At 67.6% G+C, this 20863-nt stretch carries 20 protein-coding genes; 16 read left to right on the top strand and 4 right to left on the bottom strand.

The window, feature by feature from the left end; all coding sequences use genetic code 11:
- Position 1: 1 nt before the first annotated feature.
- Complete coding sequence (locus DK26_RS24980) at positions 2-958, bottom strand: carbohydrate kinase (protein WP_066478631.1); 957 nt, start codon at positions 956-958, stop codon at positions 2-4.
- Positions 955-1821 (bottom strand): IclR family transcriptional regulator, encoded by an 867-nt coding sequence (locus DK26_RS24975; protein WP_066478629.1) that lies wholly within the window; start codon positions 1819-1821, stop codon positions 955-957. The genes DK26_RS24980 and DK26_RS24975 overlap by 4 nt, the downstream gene beginning before the upstream one ends.
- Positions 1822-1999: 178 nt before the next feature.
- Between DK26_RS24975 and DK26_RS24970 the strand changes: the two genes are divergently transcribed.
- From DK26_RS24970 to DK26_RS24940, 7 genes are read left to right on the top strand one after another with little or no spacing between them, the layout of a single operon-like run.
- Positions 2000-3058, top strand: coding sequence for an ABC transporter ATP-binding protein (locus DK26_RS24970; protein WP_066478625.1), 1059 nt, complete (start codon positions 2000-2002; stop codon positions 3056-3058).
- Positions 3055-3912, top strand: a complete 858-nt coding sequence (locus DK26_RS24965; protein WP_066478621.1) for an ABC transporter permease — start codon at positions 3055-3057, stop codon at positions 3910-3912. Before DK26_RS24970 ends, DK26_RS24965 begins: the two co-directional genes overlap by 4 nt.
- Positions 3913-3917: 5 nt before the next feature.
- Positions 3918-4712: an ABC transporter permease gene (locus DK26_RS24960; RefSeq protein WP_066478619.1), complete on the top strand. Its 795-nt coding sequence runs from the start codon at positions 3918-3920 to the stop codon at positions 4710-4712.
- Positions 4713-4720: 8 nt separating this feature from the next.
- Positions 4721-5011, top strand: coding sequence for a (2Fe-2S)-binding protein (locus tag DK26_RS24955; RefSeq protein WP_066478617.1), 291 nt, complete (start codon positions 4721-4723; stop codon positions 5009-5011).
- The gene (locus tag DK26_RS24950; protein ID WP_066478615.1) at positions 5008-6393 is read left to right on the top strand and encodes an NAD(P)/FAD-dependent oxidoreductase; all 1386 of its coding nucleotides are present in this window, start codon (positions 5008-5010) and stop codon (positions 6391-6393) included. Before DK26_RS24955 ends, DK26_RS24950 begins: the two co-directional genes overlap by 4 nt.
- Positions 6390-7580: an FAD-dependent oxidoreductase gene (locus DK26_RS24945; RefSeq protein WP_066478613.1), complete on the top strand. Its 1191-nt coding sequence runs from the start codon at positions 6390-6392 to the stop codon at positions 7578-7580. Before DK26_RS24950 ends, DK26_RS24945 begins: the two co-directional genes overlap by 4 nt.
- Positions 7577-8629: an ABC transporter substrate-binding protein gene (locus tag DK26_RS24940; protein ID WP_066478610.1), complete on the top strand. Its 1053-nt coding sequence runs from the start codon at positions 7577-7579 to the stop codon at positions 8627-8629. Before DK26_RS24945 ends, DK26_RS24940 begins: the two co-directional genes overlap by 4 nt.
- A gap of 24 nt (positions 8630-8653) precedes the next feature.
- On the opposite strand, the gene DK26_RS24935 is transcribed toward DK26_RS24940, so the two are convergent.
- Entirely contained in the window at positions 8654-9085 is a 432-nt protein-coding gene (locus DK26_RS24935) for an Lrp/AsnC family transcriptional regulator (protein WP_066478608.1), read from the bottom strand.
- A gap of 88 nt (positions 9086-9173) precedes the next feature.
- Between DK26_RS24935 and DK26_RS24930 the strand changes: the two genes are divergently transcribed.
- From DK26_RS24930 to DK26_RS24890, 9 genes are all read left to right on the top strand, one after another.
- Positions 9174-10322 carry a saccharopine dehydrogenase family protein gene (locus DK26_RS24930; RefSeq protein WP_282568056.1) on the top strand — a complete coding sequence of 383 codons (1149 nt, stop codon included), beginning with the start codon at positions 9174-9176 and terminating at the stop codon, positions 10320-10322.
- 131 nt (positions 10323-10453) lie between these two features.
- Positions 10454-11941 (top strand): M81 family metallopeptidase, encoded by a 1488-nt coding sequence (locus DK26_RS24925; RefSeq protein WP_066478603.1) that lies wholly within the window; start codon positions 10454-10456, stop codon positions 11939-11941.
- Positions 11942-12046: 105 nt separating this feature from the next.
- Complete coding sequence (locus DK26_RS24920) at positions 12047-13675, top strand: amidohydrolase (RefSeq protein WP_066478601.1); 1629 nt, start codon at positions 12047-12049, stop codon at positions 13673-13675.
- A gap of 145 nt (positions 13676-13820) precedes the next feature.
- Positions 13821-15407: an ABC transporter substrate-binding protein gene (locus tag DK26_RS24915; RefSeq protein WP_066478599.1), complete on the top strand. Its 1587-nt coding sequence runs from the start codon at positions 13821-13823 to the stop codon at positions 15405-15407.
- Positions 15408-15518: 111 nt separating this feature from the next.
- Entirely contained in the window at positions 15519-16454 is a 936-nt protein-coding gene (locus tag DK26_RS24910; protein WP_066478597.1) for an ABC transporter permease, read from the top strand.
- Between the two features lie 8 nt (positions 16455-16462).
- Complete coding sequence (locus tag DK26_RS24905; RefSeq protein ID WP_066478594.1) at positions 16463-17284, top strand: ABC transporter permease; 822 nt, start codon at positions 16463-16465, stop codon at positions 17282-17284.
- A complete protein-coding gene (locus DK26_RS24900) occupies positions 17281-18261 on the top strand; it encodes an ABC transporter ATP-binding protein (protein ID WP_066478591.1) in 981 nt (326 codons plus the stop codon). The genes DK26_RS24905 and DK26_RS24900 overlap by 4 nt, the downstream gene beginning before the upstream one ends.
- Positions 18254-19234 (top strand): oligopeptide/dipeptide ABC transporter ATP-binding protein, encoded by a 981-nt coding sequence (locus DK26_RS24895; protein WP_066478588.1) that lies wholly within the window; start codon positions 18254-18256, stop codon positions 19232-19234. Before DK26_RS24900 ends, DK26_RS24895 begins: the two co-directional genes overlap by 8 nt.
- Before the next feature lie 31 nt (positions 19235-19265).
- Positions 19266-20234: a succinylglutamate desuccinylase/aspartoacylase family protein gene (locus DK26_RS24890; protein ID WP_198162418.1), complete on the top strand. Its 969-nt coding sequence runs from the start codon at positions 19266-19268 to the stop codon at positions 20232-20234.
- A 27-nt stretch (positions 20235-20261) separates the two neighbouring features.
- Here DK26_RS24890 and DK26_RS24885 read toward each other — a convergent pair whose 3' ends face one another.
- Positions 20262-20738, bottom strand: a complete 477-nt coding sequence (locus DK26_RS24885; RefSeq protein WP_066478587.1) for a hypothetical protein — start codon at positions 20736-20738, stop codon at positions 20262-20264.
- Positions 20739-20863 lie beyond the last annotated feature (125 nt).

Raw genomic sequence — 20863 nt, 5'->3', positions numbered from 1 at the left:
CTCAGCCCCGCCCGGCCGCAAGCACCGCGTCGATTTCGGACGCGCGGGGAAGGTCGGCACCGCGGCGGGAGACGGTGATTGCCGCCGCCGCTACGGCGTAGCGCAGCAACCCCTCGATCTCCGGCAGTCCGAGCGCCGTGATGGCGTCGCGCCGCAGCCTTCCTGTCCGCGAAAGCTGCGCCAGCAGCGCGGCGTGGAAACTGTCGCCGGCGCCGACCGTGTCGCGAACCGCAGCGGGGCGGGCCGCGACGGCGACACTGCCGGCACGGGAGTAGCCGAGCGCTCCTTCTGCGCCGCGGGTGATCACGACCAGTTCCGCACCGCAATCGAGCCAGTATTGCGCCGCCTCGGCGAGAGAAAAGCGGCCCTCCCAGGCGAGGCGGACATCCTCGTCGCTGGCCTTGACGATGGTCGCGCAGCGGCAGAAGCGCTCGCCCATGGCGCGCCAGCGCGCCATGTCGGGCTCGACGCCGGGACGCAGATTGGGGTCGACGCTGATCACCCGCCTTCCGGCCTCGCGCTCGGCGAGGGCCGCCAGCGCCGAGGCTGCCGGCTCGGCGACCGTCGAATAGGAACCGAAGGTCAGAGCCGCGATCTCCGCAGGCAGGGATTGCGGCATATCGGCCAGCGTGAGCGAGCGGTCCGCCGCGCCCTCGCCATGGAAGGCGTAGCGCGGCTGGCCATCGGCGCCGGTGGCTACGACCGAAATGGTCGACGGCCGCTCGCTGCGAACGAGAAAGCCCGTATCGACCCCTTCCGTCGCGAGGCGCTCGGCCAGCATCTGCCCGAAATGGTCGCGCGACAGCCCGCCGAGGAAGCCGGCTCCCACACCGAGCCGGGCAAGGCCGATCGCGACATTGAAGGGCGAGCCGCCCGCGACGGCGCGGGCCGGGACCTCACCGCCTTCGGCGGCACCGACGAAGAGATCGACCAGCGCCTCGCCACAGACCAGGATCATGGCTGGCTCCGCCCCGGCGGCGGCGCCGCGATCTCCGCGCCGATCTGATCGGCGACGACGCTCAGGCTGCGCGAAGGGTAGCGCAAGGCGATGTCGAACGGGTTCAGCCCTGCGCCGAGCGACGCCGCCTCGGCCTTCAGGATGGCGAGAACGCCCGGCAGGCGCTCCTCGCCGAGGCGCTCGGCCAGGGTGCCGACGCTGAGCGCGGCGACCGCCCGCCCCTCGGCATCGAAGACCGGCACGCCGACGCCGGCCATGCCGCGGATCAGGCCGGTGTTGAGATTGACCCAGCCCTGCTCGCGCGCCTTTTCCAACGCCATGCGCAGGCCGGCCTCGTCGAGGAAGCCCCGGTCGAGCAGCCGCGGGACGTTGAAGCGGATCACCGCCTCGCGCTCGGCCTCCGGCAGATGGGCGAGGATGGCGAGGCTCCCCTGCCCCAGACCGAGCGGAACCTTGCCGCCGATATCGCCGGTGAAGGAGCGGATCGGGAAAGGCCCTTCGATCCGGTCGAGGCAGACGGCGTCGTAGCCGTTGCGGACCAGGAGGAAGATCGTGTCGCTCAGCGTCGCGGAGAGGCGCAGCAGCACCGGCCGGGCGAGCTCGCGCAGGCCGCCGGCCTGCCCGGCCCGCGCCGCCAGCACGAAGAAGTCCAGCGCCATGCGGTAGCGCTTGCCGCCCGCGACCTGCTCGACGAAGCCCTCGGCGATCAGGTCGCGCAGGGCACGATGGACGGTCGGCTGGCTGCTGCCGGCCATGTCGGCGAGGTCCTTCAGACGGATGCCAGCCGGGTCCCCGCCGGCGAGCAGGCGCAAAAGGCCGAGCGCGCGGCGCAGGCTTGAGAAGGTCTCGGACGAATCGCTCATCGCGGCACGATAATTTGCAAGCACCGTTATGCCAATTAATTTCACATATCGGAATTATGAAAACAAAAATTCTCTTCAATGAAATTCTAGATTGACGAGAATGGCAGCCTGCCGCCTTTCTTCGCCATCGCGTTCACAAGCCCCGATTGATAACGGGGCGCACCATGCGGGAGTGGTGATGGGCTTCCTGACGCTGGAGAAGCTGAGCAAGATCTACGGGGATCTCGCTGCGGTGCAGGATGTCGACCTCGCCGTCGACAAGGGGGAATTCGTCTCGCTGCTCGGCCCTTCCGGCTGCGGCAAGACCACGACGCTGCAGATGATCGCCGGCCTCGTCGAGCCCAGCGCCGGCAAGATCAGCCTCGACGGCCGCGACATCACCCGGCAGAAGCCCAATCATCGCGGGCTCGGCATCGTCTTCCAGAGCTATGCGCTGTTTCCGCACATGACGGTGGCGCAGAACGTCTCCTTCGGCCTGGAGATGCGCAAGGTCGGCAAGGCCGAGCGCGACGAGCGGGTCAAGACCATGCTCGGCCTCGTCCATCTCGCCCGCTTCGCCGAGCGCTATCCGCGCCAACTCTCCGGGGGCCAGCGCCAGCGCGTCGCGATCGCCCGCGCCCTCGTCATCCAGCCACCGGTGCTGCTGCTCGACGAGCCTCTGTCCAATCTCGACGCCAAACTGCGCGAAGAGATGCAGTTCGAATTGCGGCGCATCCAGCAGAGCGTCGGTACCACAACGATCATGGTCACCCATGACCAGGCCGAGGCGCTCTCGATCAGCGACCGTGTCGTGGTGATGGAGCAGGGCCGGATGACGCAGATCGATGCGCCCTACCGGCTCTATGAGCGCCCGGCGACGCCGTTCATCTCCTCCTTCGTCGGCAAGATGAACCGGCTCGAGGGCGTCTGGCGCAAGGGCGCGGCGGAGATCGTAGGCGTGACACTGCCGACGGAGGCCGGCGGCTTCGCGGAGGGACAGGCGATCGCGCTGTCGATCCGGCCCGAAAAGCTCGCTCTGCGCCCGCAGGGCCAGGGCCGGCTCGACGGAACGATCCTGCATCGCTTCTTTCTCGGCAGCTACTGGCTGTTCACGGTGGAGACGCCAGCCGGTCCGCTGTCGGTCTCGGTGCCGAACGATGGCGACGAGCCGGCGCGGCAGGGCGCGGCGGTCTCGCTCGACTGGGCGCCCGCCAGCCTGCGCGTCGAGGCGCTGGCGGCCCGGGGAGCGGCGGCATGAGCAGCGCGCGCGCCACGAGCACGCCATGGCTACTGGTCGGCCCCGGCGCCCTGTTCTTCCTGGCGCTGGTCATCCTGCCGCTGGTGCTGACGGTGATCCTCAGCTTCCATGCCTTCGACCACAGCAGCGGTATCAAGAATGAGTTCACCCTCGCGCATTACGCGGCGGTGCTGTCGGACGATTACTATCTCGGCATCTTCTGGCGCACGCTCCGGCTCGCGGCGCTGACGACCCTGATCTGCGCGGTGATCGGTGCACCGGAGGCCTACATCCTGTCGCGGATGCGCGATCCCTGGCGCTCGGTCTTCCTCCTGGTGATCATCGGGCCGCTGCTGGTCTCGGTCGTGGTCCGGGCCTTCGGCTGGAGCATGCTGCTCGGCTCGACGGGGCTGGTGAACCAGGCGCTCCAGGCGCTCGGCTTCGGGCCGGCTCGGCTGCTCTACACGGAGACGGCGATCGTCATCGCCCTCGTCCATGTGATGCTGCCCTTCATGGTCATTCCCGTCTGGACGGCGCTGCAGAAACTCGACCCAGCTGTCGAGGCGGCGGCCTGGAGCCTTGGCGCCTCGCATTTCACGGCGTTGCGTCGCGTGGTGCTACCTCAGGTCTCGCTCGGCATGCTCTCGGGCAGCCTGATCGTCTTCGGGCTTTCGGCCTCGGCCTTCGCCATTCCCGGCCTGCTCGGCGGCCGGCGGCTGAAGATGGCCGCGACGCTGGTCTACGATGAGTACATGCACGAGCTGAACTGGCCGCTCGGCGCGACCATCGCGATCATCGTGCTCGTCGCCAACCTTCTGATCATGCTGGCCTATAACCGCGTGGTCGAAGGCCGCGCCCGCCGGACCCTGGGGTGAGCGCCATGCACAGGAACGGCCCCGTCGCGCTCCTCTTCCACGGCCTCGTCGTCGCCTTCGTGCTGGCGCCGCTCGTCGTCATCTGCCTCGTCGCCTTTACGCCGGAGAACACGCTCTCGATCCCGACCACCAGCTTCTCGCTGCGCTGGTTCCGCGAGATCTTCGCGCATCCCGATTTCGTCGCCTCCTTCGCCAACAGCCTCTGGCTGGCGACGCTCGCCGCGACGCTCTCGGTCGTGATCTCGGTGCCGGCAGCGCTCGCCATCGACCGCTATCAGTTCCCCGGCCGCGATGCGCTGAACGCGCTCTTCCTCTCGCCGCTGATCATCCCGCATCTCGTGCTCGGCGTCGCCTTCCTGCGGCTCTTCGCGCTGATCGGCGCGACCGGCAGCTTCACCTGGCTGGTCGCGACCCATGTCATCATCGTCACGCCTTATGTGCTGCGGCTGGTGATGGCCTCCTTCACCGGGCTCGACCGCTCGGCCGAGCAGGCGGCGATGACGCTCGGCGCCTCGCACTTGACGGTGTTCCGGCGTGTCACGGCGCCGATGATCCTGCCCGGCATTACCGGCGGCTGGCTGCTCGCCTTCATCAACAGCTTCGACGAGCTGACCATGTCGATCTTCGTGACCTCGCCGCAGACCGTGACACTGCCGGTCCGGATGTACATGTACGCGACGGAATCGATCGACCCGATGATGGCCGCCGTCTCGGCGCTGATGATCGCGCTCACCGCCGGCGCCATGCTGGTGCTTGACCGGGCCTTCGGGCTCGACAAGATCCTCGTCGGGCAGAAGTGAGCCGCGACATGCCGCTGCTGCACCGCATCGCCCGCAAGGACCACCGGCCGATCGGCTTCGTCCTCGACGGTGCGCCCTGCGAAGGCCGCGAAGGCGACACGCTGCTGACCGCGATCCTGGCGCAGCGCGAGCGCTTGCGCGCCAGCGACTTCTCCGGCGAGCCGCGCGCCGGCTTCTGCCAGATGGGAGCCTGCCAGGATTGCTGGGTCGCACTCGAGAACGGCGAGCGCCTGCGCGCCTGCTCGACGGCGCTCGTCGCCGGCATGCGCATAGTCACCGGCCAGCGGAGGGCAGCATGAGCGAGCGCCCGCAGCCTTTGATCGTCGGCGCCGGCCCTGCCGGCATCCGCGCCGCGCAGGCGCTGGTCGCAGCCGGCTTGCGCCCGCTCGTCGTCGACGAGGCGCCTGCCTGCGGCGGCCAGATCTATCGCCAGCGGCTGGTGCCGGATGGCCGCAGCAGTCGTGATCTCTACGGCTCGGAGGCGGTGAAGGCGGAGGCTCTGCATCGCGATTTCGCGGCGCTGGCGGGACGGCTCGACTACTGGCCGCAATCCCTGCTCTGGAACCTGCGCGACGGTCGCGCCGACATCATGGCCGAAGGCACGAGCCGGCAGGTCGCCTATGACGGGCTCGTCCTCGCCACCGGTGCGACCGACCGCATCCTGCCGATCCCCGGCTGGACGCTCCCGGGCGTCTTCACGCTCGGCGGCGCCCAGATCGCGCTGAAGAGCCAGGGCTGCGCCATCGGCAACAGGATCGTCTTCCTCGGCTCGGGGCCACTGCTCTATCTCGTCGCGTGGCAGCACATGAAGGCCGGCGTCGCGGTCGCGGCCGTGCTCGACACCGCCCCCTTCTCCGCCAAGTTCAACCTGCTGCGCGGCTTGCCGCTGTTCCCCGAGATCGTGCTGCGCGGCATGCGGATGACGGCCGAGCTCAGGCTGGCCGGCGTCGCGCTGCATTACGGCGTCGGCGATGTCCGGATCCTCGGCGAGGAACGGGTCGAAGGCATCGCCTGGGGCGCTGCGGGCAGCGAACGCCGCCTCCCCTGCGACGGTATCGGCTACGGCCTCGCGCTGCGCTCGGAAACCCAGCTCGCCGATCTCGCCGGCTGCCGCTTCGCCTTCAATGCACGCGACCGCGCCTTCCTGCCTGAGCGCGACGCGGCAGGGCGCACCAGCATGCCCGGCGTCTATCTCGCCGGAGACGGCGCCGGCATTGCCGGCGCCGACGCGGCCGAGCGGGCGGGCGAGCTGGCGGCACTGGCCTTGCTGGAGGATCGTGGCCTGCCGCATGACGCGGCCCGGGCGCAGGTTCTGGAAGCCGAACTGGCACGCATCGGTCACTTCCGCGAGGTGCTCGAATCCGCCTTCCCCTTCCCCCCGCATTGGGCGACGGCGGTCGCCGACGAGACCATGCTATGCCGCTGCGAGGAGGTCCGCGCCGGCGAGGTCCGCCGCGCCGTTGCCGGCTTCGGCGTGCACGAGCTCAACCGGCTGAAGGCGGTCAGCCGCGTCGGCATGGGCCGCTGCCAGGGCCGGATCTGCGGCGCCGCCGCCGCCGAATTGCTGGCGCATGAGACCGGGCGCGACCTTGCGGCGGTCGGGCGCCTGCGCAGCCAGGCGCCGGTCAAGCCGATCCCGTTGACGCTGGCACTCGATGCGCATCGGGAGGCGGCGGAATGAGCCGGCAGCTCTCGATCGATGTCGCGATCATCGGCGGTGGGCTGGTCGGCTCCTCAGCGGCGCTGGCGCTACGTGGGATGGGCTTTACCGTCGCCCTGCTCGACCAGGGCTATTGCGGGGCGCAGGCTTCGGGCGTCAACTATGGCGGGGTGCGGCGGCAGGGCCGCCCGATCGAGCAATTGCCGCTGTCGCAGCGCGCCCATGCGGTTTGGCCGCGGCTCCAGGCACTGATCGGGATCGACGGCGAGTTCCTGCGCTCCGGCCATCTCAAGCTCGCCCGTAGCGAGGTCGATATGGCTACGCTCGAAGCCTATGCTCGCGAGACCGCCGAACAGGGCCTCGACCTCGAGCTCATCGGCCATAACGGCCTGCGCGAGCGCTTCGGATGGATCGACGAAGGCGTCGTCGGCGGCTCGTTCTGCGGCGGCGACGGCCATGCCAATCCACGCCTCGTCTCGACCGGCTTTGCCGCCGCCGCCCGGCGCGCCGGCGTGCATGTGCTGGAGAACACCCCGGTCCATGGCGTCACCCGAAGCGGCGAGGGTTTCGCGCTCGAAGCGGGCGGCGGTCTTTCGCTCGCTTCGCGCTTCGTCCTCAACTGCGCCGGCGCCTGGGCCGGGCCTTTCGCCGAGAGCTTCGGCGAGCCCGTGCCGCTCACGCGCATCTACCCGTCCATGGTGGTCACCGAGCCGACGGAAAAGGTGATGTCCGTGAACATCGGCATGGAGGGCGGCGGCATCTACGCCCGGCAGGTCGAGCGCGGCAATCTCGTGGTCGGCGGCGAGCGCGCCCTGCCGCTGGCGAATGCGGACTTCTCGCGGCCACGGGGCGAAGGCGCGCTGGCGATCATGAACAATGCCGCCGCTCTGTTTCCGGGGCTGCGCCATCTCCAGGCGATCCGGTTCTGGAGCGGCACCGAAGGCGCGATGCCGGACCGGAACCCGGTGATCAGCCCGAGCCTGACGACGCCGGGTCTGATCCACGCCTTCGGCTTCACCGGCGCCGGCTTCCAGATCGCGCCGGGGGTCGGCGAGGTGCTCGCCGAGCTCGTGCGTGATGGGCAGACCCAGACCCCGATCGCGGCCTTCTCGATCGGCCGCTTCGCAGCGACTTCCGCCCGCACCGACGCTGGCTCGGGTGCGGGGCAAAACCAAGAGCCAAACCAAGCAGGGGAGATCAGATCATGACCAGCTATCGCAGCATCCTGGCGGCCGGCGTCGGCGCCTTCGCGCTTGCCGCGGCCGGCGCCGCGAGCGCCCAGACCAAGACGCTCTATGTCGGCATGAACGGCGGCAATTTCGAGAAGACCTTCACGCAAGGCGTCTTCCCGGAGTTCGAGAAGGCGAACAACGTCAAGGTCGTGGTCGTGCCCGGCACCTCCTCGGACATCCTCGCCAAGGCGACCGCGGCGAAGGACAAGCCGCAGATGCACGTCATCTTCCTCGATGACGGCGTCATGGTCCGCGCCATCGGCGGCGGCCTCTGCGAGAAGCTGAAGAGCGGGCCGGAAATGGCAGAACTCGCGCCCGGAACCCGCATGAAGGACGATATGGCCGTCGGCATCGACCTCGGCATGACCGGGCTCGGCTACAACAAGAAGCTGTTCGACGAGAAGGGCTGGGCCGCCCCGACCTCGTGGATGGATCTCGCCGATCCCAAGTACAAGGGCAAGGTCGTGTTCCAGTCGGCCTCGGCCTCGTCCTTCGGCCTGCACGCCTTCCTGATGTTCAACCGCATCCAGGGCGGCACCGAGGCTAATGTCGAACCGGGCTTCAGCAAGTTCCGTGATACGATTGGCAAGAACGTGCTCGAATTCATCCCGAGCTCGGCCAAAATCGCCGAAATGGCGCAGACCGGCGAGGCCGCGATCTTCCCGCTGACACCGACCGCGATCTCGACGCTGAAGGAGAAGGGCATCGGCGTCGAATATGCCCAGCCCAAGGAAGGTTCGGTCGTGCTGATGGTCGCGCAGTGCGTCATCGCCAACAACTCCGAGCCGGAGCTCGCCCAGAAGCTCGCCGCCTACCTGCTCTCGGCCGAGGCGCAGTCGAAGGCCCTGGCCGCCGGCAACATCGTGCCGTCCAACACCAAGGCCAAGGCCTCGACTCCGGAAGCCGAGAAAAAGCTCGAGACCTTCCACGCCAATATGAAGACCGCGGTGACGCTCGACTGGGACGCGATCAACGCGAAGCGGCCCGAGTGGAACAGCCGCTGGAACAAGATGATCGAACGCTAAGGTAACCAGGTCGGCCGGGCCGGCCTACCGCTCGATCCTGGTTGAGAGAATGATCGAGGACATGGTGCGCTCGACACCGTCGAGCGCACCGATCCGGTCGATCAGCGCGTCGAGCTCGCCGATCGACGGCGCGACCACCACGGCGATCATGTCGAAATGCCCGCTGACTGAATGCAGCGTGCGCACTTCCGGAATCCGGCGCAGCTCGGCCTCGACCTTGGCGGCGAGCTTGGTCACCGCCGTGATCAGGATATGGGCCTTGACCTGGCCCTTCTCGTAATCCTCCGACAGCCGCGCCGTGTAGCCGCCGATCACGCCGCGGCGCTCCAGCCGCTCGATCCGGCTCTGCACTGTCGTGCGGGAGAGGCCGAGCTTGCGGCCGAGCTCGGCCACCGGCGCGCGGGCGTTCTCGGTCAGCAGGATCAGAAGCTGTCGGTCGGTCTGGTCAATCGGCATAATGTTCCAAGCTTACGGCGTATCGCCGAAAAATCCTATATGAATCGTCGCGAAGCCTACTTCTATCTGACGAAGGCGCCGGCCAAGCTTGGCAGCGAAATTCGTTAGGAGAAGTCTCATGAAGAACGTCGTCGTCGTCGGCGCCGGCAAGATCGGCGCGACCATTGCCGACCTGCTGGTCGCCACCGGAGATTACCGGGTCACCGTGGCGGACCGTTCCGAGGAACAGCTCGCGGCGATCCCGGCCGGGGCAGCGCTCGCGACCCGCAAGCTCGACATCACCGATCCCGCCGCGCTGCGGCAGGCGCTCGCCGGCCAGTTCGCCGTGCTCAGCGCCGCGCCCTACGATCTGACGACGCGGATCGCCGAAGCTGCGGCCGAGCTCGGCGTGCACTATCTCGACCTGACCGAGGACGTCGCCTCGACCCGCCGGGTCAAGGAGCTCGCGGTCGATGCCAAGGCGGCGCTGATCCCGCAATGCGGCCTGGCACCCGGCTTCATCTCGATCGTCGCCGCAGATCTCGCCCGCGATTTCGAGCAGCTCGACAGTCTGCGCCTTCGTGTCGGCGCCTTGCCGCAATACCCGTCCAACGCGCTGAACTACAACCTGACCTGGAGCACGGACGGGGTCATCAACGAGTATTGCGAGCCCTGCGAGGCGATCGTCAACGGCGAGCGCATCCTGGTGCCGGCGATGGAAGAGCGCGAGGAGTTCTCGCTCGACGGCGTCACCTACGAGGCCTTCAACACCTCCGGCGGGCTCGGCACGCTCTGCGACACGCTGGCCGGCAAGGTCCGCACGCTGAACTACCGCACCATCCGCTACCCCGGCCATTGCGCGATCATGAAGGCGCTGCTGCAGGATCTGCGCCTCGCCGACCGCCGCGACGTGCTGAAGGACATTTTCGAGAACGCCCTGCCGAGCACGCTGCAGGACGTGGTCGTGATCTTCGTGACCGTCAGCGGCAGGATGAACGGCCGGCTGACCCAGCAGACCTATGCCAACAAGGTCTACAGCGCCGTTGTCGGCGGCAAGATGCGCTCCGCCATCCAGATCACCACCGCCTCCGGCATCTGCGCCGTGCTCGACCTGCTGGCCCAGGGCAAGCTGCCGCAGAAGGGCTTCGTCAAGCAGGAGGATATCGGCCTCGACGCCTTCCTCGCCAACCGCTTCGGCCGCGCCTATGCCCGCGCCGAGGATGTCGGCCACCAGCTAGACGCGGCCTGCGCCGCCTGAGGCGCGCGAAGCACACTCGACGCAAGCTCGCAAGCGTGGGGAACGCTGGGGAAACATGACGGGTTCGGGCTGGCAACGGCCCGGGCCCACGCTACAAAAAGAAAAATAGTTCCAGGGGGGACGAAACCGGAATGGCCAAGCGCGTTCTGATCGCGGAATTCATGCACGAGACGAACACCTTCAGTGTTCAGCTCACCGACGAAGCCGTGTTCCGCCATCACGGCGTCTTTCGCGACAATGAGGTTCCCGCCGCCTTCCAGGGTACGCGCACCTCGATGGGCGCCGCCTTCGAAGCGGCCGAGAAGTTCGGCTGGAGCCTCGTCCATCCGCTCGTCACTGGAGCGAACCCCTCAGGCCGCGTCACCGACGCGGCCTTCGACGTCTTTGCCGGCATGATCCTCTCCGCCTGCGAGCGGCTGGACGGCGTGCTGCTGCATCTCCACGGCGCGATGGCGACCGAAAGCTCGGACGATGGCGAAGGCGAATTGCTGAAGCGCATCCGCGCCAAGGTCGGCGAGGATGTGCCGGTGGTCGCAGTGCTCGATCTGCACGCGACGCTGACGCAACTCATGGCCGACAACGCCAACGCGCTGATCTCCTACCGGACCTATCCACATATCGACCAGTACGAGCGGACCTGGCAGGCGGCCGAGCTGCTGGAACGGGCGATGCAGGGGGAAATCCGGCCGCGTGTCGCGGTGGCGCGCCGGCCGATCCTCTATGCGCTCGATGGCGGGCGCACGACCTCGCCGCCGTTCAAGGAGCTGCTGCGCCGCGGCGATGCGCTGGAGGCGGCTGGGGACGCACTCGTGGTCAGCGTCCAGGCCGGGTTCTCCTCCGCCGACGTGCACGATATCGGCCCCTCCATCGCCGTCACCCATGACGATCGCGGCAAGGCGCAGGCCATCGCCGAGGAACTGATGGACTATGCCTGGGAGCAGCGGCGCTTCTCCTCGATCCATTTCACGCCGCTGAAAGAAGCGATGGCCAGGGCCAAGGCGGGCGAAGGCACGCTCGGGCCGGAGGCCGGCGGCAAGCCGCTGGTGATCTCCGACTATTCCGACAATCCGGGCTCGGGCGCCTATGGCGACGCGACCAACCTGCTGCGCGCCGTGCTCGATGCAGGGCTGAAGAATGTCGGCTTCCATGCGATCCGCGACCCGGAAGCCGCGCTCGCGGCGCAGGCGGCCGGCGTCGGTAACCGGGTGAAGCTCAAGCTCGGCGGCAAGGTCGATCCGACGACGGGCGGTGGACCGCTTGACCTCGACGCCCATGTCGTGGCGCTGACCGACGGGCACTTCATCTGCTACGGCCCGATGGGCGGCGGCGTCTGGCGCAATTACGGGCTCTCGGCCCTGCTGCGCGTCGACGATGTCGAGATCATCGTCATCACCCATAACGGCCAGGCGACCGATACGGCGCAGTTCACCTCGCTCGGCGTCGAGCCGACGCGGAAGTCGACCCTGATCGTCAAGTCGATGCAGCATTTCCGCGCCGCCTTCGAGCCCATCGCGCGCGAAGTGCTGGAGGTCGACAGCGGCGCGCTCTCGACCCGCAACTTCAAGGATCGGCCTTATCGCAAGGTGCGCCGGCCGATCTTCCCGCTGGACGATATCTGAGCAGGCTGCAAGGTTTCATGCCGACCGGCCGTGAAGCGCCGGCGACGACAAGATGGAGGAACGCATGAAGGCGATCGGGAGCAGGCTGGCGGCGGGAGCCGACGCATGAGCGTCAAGGCCGATATTGTGCTGCGCGGCGGGCCGATCTGGTGCGGGCGTAAAGAGGGCGTCGTCGAGGCATTGGCGATCTGGGGTGACAAGGTCCTGGCCGCCGGCAGCGAAGCCGAGATCGCCGGCCTCACCGGAGCGCAGACCAAGATCATCGACCTCGCCGGCCGGCTGGCGACGCCGGGGCTGAACGATTCTCATCTGCATTTGATCTCGCTCGGCATGACCATGGACTGGGTCGATGCCCGCCCGGCCAATGCTCCAACGCTGGCAGCCCTGCTCGCAGAGATCGCCGCCCGCGCCGCGCGGCTGAAGCCCGGCGAATGGGTGCTGGCGCGCGGCTATGACCAGACCAAGCTCGACACCGGCCGGCACCCCTATCGCGAGGAGCTCGACCGGGCCTCGCCGGACAATCCGGTGATGCTGGTCAGGACCTGCGGCCATATCTCGATCTGCAACTCGCTGGCGCTCAAGCTCGCCGGCATCGACGAGGCTTCGCCGACCCCGCCGGGCGGACTGATCGAGCAGCAGAACGGCAAGCTCACCGGCCTGCTCGCTGAGAATGCTCGCGCCCCGGTCGCCGCCGTGATTCCGCCGCCATCCGAGGAGGATCTGGTCTCCGGCATCGAGCGCGGCGGCAACTACCTGCTCTCGCTCGGCATCACCTCCTGCATGGACGCCGCCGTCGGCCAGAAGGGCGGCTTCGGCGAGATCGCCGCCTACCATCGCGCCAAGCGCGACGGGCGCCTGCCGGTCAGGACCTGGCTCGCTTTGCTCGGCGACGAGGGCCGCTCGATCGTGCCGCAATGCCATGCCGCCGGGCTGATCTCCGGCACCGGCGACGAGATGCTGATGGTCGGCGCCGTGAAGATCTTCCTCGACGGCTCAGCCGGCGGGCGCACCGCCTGGATGAGCGAGCCCTATCTCGGCGGGGACAAGACCACCGGCGTGCAGATGCTCTCGAACGAGGATCTCGAACGCCAGGTCATGGACGCCCATGCCAAGGGCTATCAGCTTGCCTGCCATGCGATCGGCGATGCCGCGATCGAGCAATTGATCACAGCCTATGAGAAGGCGCTCGAAGCCTATCCCGATCCCGATCGGCGCCACCGCATCGAGCATTGCGGTTTCTCGACGCCGCAGCAGCATGAGCGGATGATCAAGGCCGGGATCTATCCCTGCCCGCAGCAGGTCTTCATCCACGATTTCGGCGACGCCTATGTCAAGGTGCTCGGCGAGGAGCGGGCGCTGCCGAGCTATCCGTTCCGGACCTGGTTCGACCTCAACCTGAAGCCGGCGACCGGCAGCGACGCGCCGGTCTGCGACCCCAACCCGTTCCCGAACTTCCACACCATGCTGACCCGGCAGACCTGGCGCGGCACGGTGATGGATGCAGGCCAGCGCGTTTCGATCGAGGAAGCGCTGCAGGCCTATACCGAATACGGCGCCTTCTCGCAGAAGCAGGAGAACGTGAAGGGCAAGCTCGCGCCGGGCTTCCTCGCCGATATCGCCGTGTTCTCGCGCGATCTCCTCGCCGCCTCGCCGGATGAGATCCTGAAAGATACGCGCTGCGACCTCACCATTCGTGGCGGCAAGATCGTCTACGACCGGGCAAGCGCCGACTGACGGCACTCCGCAAAGAGAAGGGGGAGACAGCGGCCGAAAGCCAGCTATGGTTCGTATACAAATAGTTCGTGCAAGAAGCGGGCGCCAAGCCGGAAAACCGGCAAGCCCGACGCGATTTCAACCGAATTTGGGAGGATTCTACGTGTTGAACAAATGGTTTCTGACGACCGCGCTGACGCTCGCGGCCTTTACGGTGCAAGCGCAGGAACAGCCGCGCCGGGGCGGTACGATCCGCTTCACCGCGCCCTATGCGACGTCGTTCACCAGCAATGACAGCCATGTCTCGCCTCAGATCCAGGACGAGATCTACACCTATGCGCTGCACCGCTCGCTCTATCGCTGGAACGCAGCCGAGAACAAGCCGGAGCTGGAGCTTGCGACCGCCGTCAGCAAGTCGGCCGACGGGCTGACCTGGACGTTCAAGCTGCGCGACGACGCGATCTTCCACAATGGCCGCAAGATGACGGCCGACGACATCATCTGGAGCTATACGCGGTTGATGGACGGCTCGAAGAGCTTCCCCGGCGCCCGCTATATCCGCCGCATCAAGGGCGCGGTCGAGGTCGAGAAGGGCCAGGCCAAGGAGATCTCGGGCCTCAAGAAGATCGACGACCAGACCATCGAGATGACGCTGGTCGAGAAGGCCGATCCGGGCTTCTTCCTCTATTACGGCCAGACCTCGATCTATCCGGCGAAGGAAGCGCAGGAGCCCGACTTCTTCAACAAGCCGATCGGCCTCGGCCCGTTCAAGTTCGTCGAGCATGTGCCGGGCTCGCGCATGGTGCTCGACCGCTGGGAGAAGTATTTCAAGCCCGGCAAGCCCTATGCCGACAAGGTGGTGATCTCGCCGATGGGCGAGGCCGCCTCGCGCGACATCGCCTTCCGCAACAAGGAGATCGACGTCTCGATCCTCGGGCCGACGCAGTATGTCGCCTACCGGGCGGACCCCAACCTGTCGAAGGGGATCTTCGAGGTTGCCGAGGTCTTCACGCGTAATATGGGCATGAACCCCGCCTTCAAGCCGTTCTCCGACAAGCGCGTGCGGCAGGCGATCAACCACGCGATCGATTCCGAGCTGATCATCAAGCGCCTGGTCCGCGACAAGGCCTACCGCGCCACCGGCTGGCTGCCGCTCTCCTCGCCGGCCTATGACAAGGAGATGAAGCCCTACGCCTTCGATCCCGACAAGGCGAAGAAGCTCCTGACCGAGGCCGGCTATCCCGATGGCTTCGAATTCGAATGGACTGCGACGCCGAACGAGAGCTGGGGCGTGCCGATCGTCGAGGCGGTCATCCCGATGCTCGCCAAGGTCGGCGTCAAGGTGAAGATCAAGCCGATCGAGGGCTCGGCGCTCGGCGGCACGGTCCAGAAGGGCGACTTCCAGGCCTATATCTGGTCGAACCTTACCGGGCCGGACCCGCTGACCATCCTGAAGTGCTTCCACTCGGCGACGCCGCAGAGCGCCTGCAATTACACGACCTACAAGAACCCGGCGGTCGACAAGCTGATCGACGAGGCCAGCAATACCGACGATCCGGCCAAGCGGGTCGAACTGCTGAAGAAGGCCAATGCGATCGTCTATGACGACGCGCCGGTCTGGTTCTTCAACTACAACAAGGCGGTGATGGCCTATCAGCCCTGGCTGAAGGGCCTGCAGCCCAACGCGACCGAGCTCGCCTTGCAGCAATATGACGAGCTCTGGGTCGACGCCTCCTCGCCGGCGGCGAAATAGGCCGAACCTGCGCGCCACGTCCGGCGGCACCAATGCCGCCGGACACCCGCCAGAGAGCGCCCTACCGCTGAGATCCCCATGATCTGAGCGGATCCGGCCCAGGAACCCGGCATGCTGCAATTCGTCTTCCGGCGCCTGCTGCAGGCGATCCCGATTCTGCTCGCCGTCGCGGGCCTGATCTTCCTGCTGTTCAGCGTCATTCCCGGCAACTTCGCCTCGACCCAGATCTCCGATGGCCGCGCCGTCATGGACGCCGAAGCGGTCGAGCGAATGAACCGGCAGTTCGGCCTCGACCAGCCGTTGGCGACGCGCTTCGCAACCTACGTCGGCAAGCTGGCGACGCTCGATCTCGGCACCTCCTTCCGAACCCGCCAGCCGGTCTGGCATCTGATCGGCGAGCGGCTCTGGCCGACCATGCAGCTCGCCTTCGCCTCGATGATGTTCGCCATCCTGATCGGCGTACCGCTTGGCTTTCTCGCCGCGCTGCGGCCGGGCGGCATCGTCGACACCGTCTCGATGGTGACGGCGGTGTCGGGCCTCTCCTTGCCGAAGTTCTGGCTCGGCCTGATGCTGATGTACCTGTTCGCGCTGCAGCTCGGCTGGCTGCCGAGCTTCGGCTATGGCGACGGGGCACTGCGCAACCTGATCCTGCCCTCGATCGCACTCGGCGTCGCACCGCTGGCGCTGCTGGCGCGCACCACGCGGGCCGCGGTGCTCGAGATCATGAACGCCGATTTCGTGCGCACCGCCCGGGCCAAGGGCATGAGCGAGCGCCGCGTCGTGCAATGGCATCTCGCCCGCAACGCGCTCGTCATCGTCCTGACCACGGTCGGCCTGCAATTCGGTTCGGTGATCGGCCAGGCGGTGGTGATCGAGAAGCTGTTCGCCTGGCCGGGCCTCGGCTCTCTGCTCGTCGACAGCGTCTCGCTGCGCGACATCCCGGTGGTCCAGGGCTGCATCCTGGTGATCGTGCTGTTCTTCCTGGTGATCAACATGCTGGTCGACGTGCTCGCCGCGATCATCGACCCCCGCATCCGCTACAGCTGAGGCCTGCGATGAAGTTCAGAGCCAATCTCGTGATCGGGGGAGCGCTGTTCGCCACTGTCGTGGTCGCCGGCGCGCTCGCTCCCTTTCTCGCCCATACCGACCCGGTGATGGACGCCAACCTGATGAATGCCGAGGTCGCGCCCGGCAGCGAATTCTGGTTCGGAACCGACGCGCAGGGGCGCGACATCTACAGCCGCGTACTCTACGGCGCGCGCATTTCGCTGACCGTCGGCATCGTCTCGCAACTGATCAACACGGTGATCGGGGTCTGCCTCGGCCTCTCCGCCGCCTATTGGGGCGGCTGGTGGGACGATTTCGTCAGCGGCCTAACCAATCTGATGCTCGCCATCCCCTCGCTGATCTTCGCACTGGCGATCATGGCGATCCTGACGCCGGGGCTGACCAGCCTCCTGATCGCGCTCGGCCTGACCAACTGGTCCTATACCTGCCGGCTGTCGCGGGCCTCGGCGCTCTCGCTCAAGGGCCAGGGCTATGTCCAGGCAGCCAAGGTACTCGGCTATGGCGACATCCGGATCATGCTGACCCAGATCCTGCCCAATATCCTCGGGCCGATCATCGTCATCGGCACGCTCGGCATGGGCGGCGCCGTGCTGGCCGAGGCCTCGCTCTCCTTCCTCGGCCTCGGCATCCGCCCGCCCTTCCCGAGCTGGGGCTCGATGCTCTCGGACGCCCGCGACCAGATCACCACCGCGCCCTGGATCTCGATCTTCCCGGGGCTCGCCATCTTCATGACCGTGCTCGGCCTCAACCTGCTCGGCGACGGCCTGCGCGACATCCTCGACCCCCAGTCGCGGGCACGAACGGCATGAGCGGCGAAGCGCTCCTCAAGGTCGAGAACCTCAGGCTCGACCTCGTCGTCGGCGGCCGCCGCTTCGGCGCGGTCAAGGATGTCAGCTTCAGCATCGGCCGCGGCGAGACCTTCGGCCTGGTCGGCGAATCCGGCTGCGGCAAGAGCATCACTGCGCTCGCCCTCATCGGGCTCTTGCGCGCGCCGCTTGCCTTCGGCGGCGGGCGCATCCTGTTCAAGGGCCGCGAGATCCAGAACCTGCCGGACAGCGAGATGCGCAAGCTGCGCGGCAATGCGATCTCAATGATCTTCCAGGAGCCGATGACGGCGCTTAACCCACTCTCGCCGGTCGGCCGCCAGATCGCCGAGATGTTCGTGCTGCACAAGGGCGCGACCTGGCACGAGGCCGAGCGCAAGGCGGTCGAAGCGCTCGCCAATGTCCGCGTGCCCGCCCCCGACCGGCGGGTGAAGGACTATCCGCACCAGCTTTCCGGCGGCATGCGCCAGCGCGTGATGATCGCGATCGCCCTCGCCTGCCGGCCGGACCTCCTGCTGGCCGACGAGCCGACGACGGCGCTCGACGTCACCGTGCAGGCCGAGATCCTCGAATTGATCCGCGACCTCTCGGCCGCCCAGGGCACGGCCGTGTTGATGATCAGCCATGATCTCGGCCTGATCGCCAATATGTGCGCCCGCGTCGGCGTGATGTATGCCGGACGCCTCGTCGAGGAACGGGCGGCGCAGGAGGTCTTCCGGGCCCCGAGCCACCCCTATACCGGCGGGCTCGTCGCCTCGCTGCCGCTGCTCGGCGCCCGCGCCAGCCATGGCCGCAGCCGGCTGAAGGAGATCACCGGCGTCGTGCCGGCGGTCACCGCCTTCCCCGAGGGCTGCCGCTTCAACCCGCGCTGCCAGGCGCGCACCGAGATCTGCATTGCGGAAGACCCCGAAGAGACCGCGCTGCCGCGCGGCGGACGGGTGAGGTGCCATCACCATGCCTGAGACCGACCAGATGATCCTCAGGGTCGAGGACCTCGCCGTGCATTTCCCGCTCGGCGGCGGGCTGCTCGGCGGCAAGCGGCGGACCGTCCATGCCGTCGACGGCGTCGACCTTCACCTCAGGAAGGGCGAATGCCTCGGGCTGGTCGGCGAATCCGGCTGCGGAAAGTCGACGCTCGCGCTCTCGATCCTCGGGCTGCAGGCGCCGACGCGCGGCCGCGTCCTGCTCGACGGGGTCGACATCGCTGCGCCCGGCGTCGACCGCAAGGCGCGGGCCCGCATCGTGCAGATGGTCTTCCAGGACCCCTACTCCTCGCTCAATCCGCGCCAGACCGTGCGCCGGACGCTGGAAGACCCACTGCGCCTGCACGGGATCACGGACAAGTCCGAGGTCGACGGCCGGATCGAGGAGATGCTGCGCCATGTCGGCCTGCGGCCCGAGCAGGCGGCGCGCTATCCGCATGAGTTCTCCGGCGGCCAGCGCCAGCGCATCGGCATCGCCCGGGCACTGATCCTGAAGCCCAAGATCGTCGTGCTGGACGAGCCTGTCTCGGCGCTCGACGTCTCGATCCGGGCGCAGATCATCAACCTGCTGCTCGAGCTGAAGGAGACGATGGAGCTCTCCTACATCATGATCAGCCATGATCTCGGCGTGGTCGAGCATATGAGCGACCGGGTGGCGGTGATGTATCTCGGCCGCATCGTCGAGACCGGCGGCTGGCACTCGATCTTCACCGCCCCGCGCCACCCCTATACCCGCGCTTTGATCGCCGCGATTCCCGACCCGTTCGGCGAGCGGCCGGGCGTCAAGATCTCCGGCGAGCTGCCGAACCCACTCGAGCCGCCTTCCGGCTGCCGCTTCCATCCGCGCTGCCCGGAAGTGCGCGACATCTGCCGCAAGCCTCCGACGCCCCCCCTTGGCGAGATCGCAAGGGAACACGAGGTGCGGTGCCTGCGCGCCGCGGAGCTTGCGTGATAGGCTAACCGCATAGAATGAGAGACCGACCTTGACTGCCATCGACCTCGACGACGGGCCGCTCGAAAGCGTGCGCTTCACCGGGCTGAAACCCGGCCCGAAACTGATCGTGCTTGGAGCCGTTCACGGCAATGAGCCCTGTGGCCCCACCGCGATCCTGCGCGCCATCGAGGATTGCCGCGCCGGGCGGCTCAGGATCCTGCGTGGCGAGGTCACCTTCGTCCCGGTCGCCAATCCCAAGGCATGGCGCCAGAAGACGCGGGAAGGCGACCGCAACCTCAACCGCGACCTGCGCGAGAAGCCGCTGGCGAACGATTACGAGGACCGGATCGGCAATCCTCTCTGCGCGCTGCTGCGCCAGCATGATGCGCTGCTCGACATCCACTCCTTCCGCGGCGAGGGCGAGCCCTTCGTCTTCTTCGGGCCGCAGAACAATCGCGGCGAGCTTGAACCTTTCGCCCGAGCGGAGGAGGAGGCTGCGCTGGCCGGCTGCCTCGGCGTCGCCATCGGCATCCATGGCTGGCTCGACAACTATGCCCGGCTGCTCGCGATCCGCGCCCGCCTCGACGTGCCCCGCCTCGCCGTGACCGAGGGCTATGGCACCACCGAGTTCATGCGCTTCTGCGGCGGCTATGCGGTGACGCTCGAATGCGGCTCGCATGACGATCCCACGGCTGGCGAGATCGGCTATGCCGCGATCCGCAACACGCTGGCGCAACTACAACTGGTTGACGCCGAAAGACCGTCCATCGCGCTTAAGGACGTGATCGAAATGGTCGACGTCCTGCTTTGCGAAACGCAAGGAGACGCGGCCGAAGGGCCGTGGCGGACCGGCGATGCCGTGGAGGCCGGCGCGATCATCGCCCGCAGGGCCAACGGCACGGCAGTCACCGCGCCACGCGACGGCTTCGTGATCTTCCCAAACAAGGCGCCGAAGCTCGGCGAGGCAATCTGCCATTTCGGCGTCGCCGGCCGTCGGGGCCTCGGCGCGGCGAGCTGAAGCCCATGCGCCAAGCCGGCCCGCCGCTCAGCGGGCCGCGAGCTCGACGAAATCGTCGCCATCCCAGCTCAGCCGCTTATGGCAGGGCTGGTAGCCGGCAAGATCGCAATAGCCGCCATGCAGGCTGAGCTCGAGCACGGGTTTGCCTCTCGCCTGCTTGATCGACCAGGCGCGGACATTGTCGCCGTAGACCTGGCGATAGCCGCCCGCGCCAGACATGAAGATGTCGAGCGTGCAGCCGCCGGAGCCGCAGAACCGGTTGACCTTGTTGCCTTCGCCACAGACCACCGCGCCATAGTCCAGCAAATAGTCGGGCAGGCCGTCGCCATTCAGATCGGCCACGCTCTGGAAGCGCGGTTTGAAGCTGGCCTTGCCGTCGCATTGCTGTCGAAGCTCTTCCCGGACGGCGGTCACCTCGGCCGGGACCTCGGCACGCTGGGCCAAGGCCCCGCCGCCCGCCAGCATCATCGCGGCGAGCGACAGAACGACGAAACGCAAGGGCATGGGAGACTCAGCCTGGGAGGGAAACGCCGCCGCATGTTGCCCCGCGCCGTCACGGAAACAAGCCGCCATGGGGAGTTGTCCGCAGGGCGAATGTCGCAGGGCGGGAGGCGCCAGCCAAGGGGGGG

It is taken from the genome of Allobosea sp. WAO, from assembly GCF_001509835.1.
Taxonomy (GTDB): Bacteria; Pseudomonadota; Alphaproteobacteria; order Rhizobiales; family Beijerinckiaceae; genus Allobosea.
The sequence above is the reverse complement of the archived record's forward strand: the minus strand, read 5'-3'. Positions and strand labels throughout refer to the sequence as shown.

What these genes read in the sequence shown, in the direction of transcription:
- DK26_RS24980 (WP_066478631.1), bottom strand. Translation starts at nt 958, where the DNA reads ATGATCCTGGTCTGTGGCGAGGCGCTGGTCGATCTCTTCGTCGGTGCC.
- DK26_RS24975 (WP_066478629.1), bottom strand. Translation starts at nt 1,821, where the DNA reads ATGAGCGATTCGTCCGAGACCTTCTCAAGCCTGCGCCGCGCGCTCGGC.
- DK26_RS24970 (WP_066478625.1), top strand. Translation starts at nt 2,000, where the DNA reads ATGGGCTTCCTGACGCTGGAGAAGCTGAGCAAGATCTACGGGGATCTC.
- DK26_RS24965 (WP_066478621.1), top strand. Translation starts at nt 3,055, where the DNA reads ATGAGCAGCGCGCGCGCCACGAGCACGCCATGGCTACTGGTCGGCCCC.
- DK26_RS24960 (WP_066478619.1), top strand. Translation starts at nt 3,918, where the DNA reads ATGCACAGGAACGGCCCCGTCGCGCTCCTCTTCCACGGCCTCGTCGTC.
- DK26_RS24955 (WP_066478617.1), top strand. Translation starts at nt 4,721, where the DNA reads ATGCCGCTGCTGCACCGCATCGCCCGCAAGGACCACCGGCCGATCGGC.
- DK26_RS24950 (WP_066478615.1), top strand. Translation starts at nt 5,008, where the DNA reads ATGAGCGAGCGCCCGCAGCCTTTGATCGTCGGCGCCGGCCCTGCCGGC.
- DK26_RS24945 (WP_066478613.1), top strand. Translation starts at nt 6,390, where the DNA reads ATGAGCCGGCAGCTCTCGATCGATGTCGCGATCATCGGCGGTGGGCTG.
- DK26_RS24940 (WP_066478610.1), top strand. Translation starts at nt 7,577, where the DNA reads ATGACCAGCTATCGCAGCATCCTGGCGGCCGGCGTCGGCGCCTTCGCG.
- DK26_RS24935 (WP_066478608.1), bottom strand. Translation starts at nt 9,085, where the DNA reads ATGCCGATTGACCAGACCGACCGACAGCTTCTGATCCTGCTGACCGAG.
- DK26_RS24925 (WP_066478603.1), top strand. Translation starts at nt 10,454, where the DNA reads ATGGCCAAGCGCGTTCTGATCGCGGAATTCATGCACGAGACGAACACC.
- DK26_RS24920 (WP_066478601.1), top strand. Translation starts at nt 12,047, where the DNA reads ATGAGCGTCAAGGCCGATATTGTGCTGCGCGGCGGGCCGATCTGGTGC.
- DK26_RS24910 (WP_066478597.1), top strand. Translation starts at nt 15,519, where the DNA reads ATGCTGCAATTCGTCTTCCGGCGCCTGCTGCAGGCGATCCCGATTCTG.
- DK26_RS24905 (WP_066478594.1), top strand. Translation starts at nt 16,463, where the DNA reads ATGAAGTTCAGAGCCAATCTCGTGATCGGGGGAGCGCTGTTCGCCACT.
- DK26_RS24900 (WP_066478591.1), top strand. Translation starts at nt 17,281, where the DNA reads ATGAGCGGCGAAGCGCTCCTCAAGGTCGAGAACCTCAGGCTCGACCTC.
- DK26_RS24895 (WP_066478588.1), top strand. Translation starts at nt 18,254, where the DNA reads ATGCCTGAGACCGACCAGATGATCCTCAGGGTCGAGGACCTCGCCGTG.
- DK26_RS24885 (WP_066478587.1), bottom strand. Translation starts at nt 20,738, where the DNA reads ATGCCCTTGCGTTTCGTCGTTCTGTCGCTCGCCGCGATGATGCTGGCG.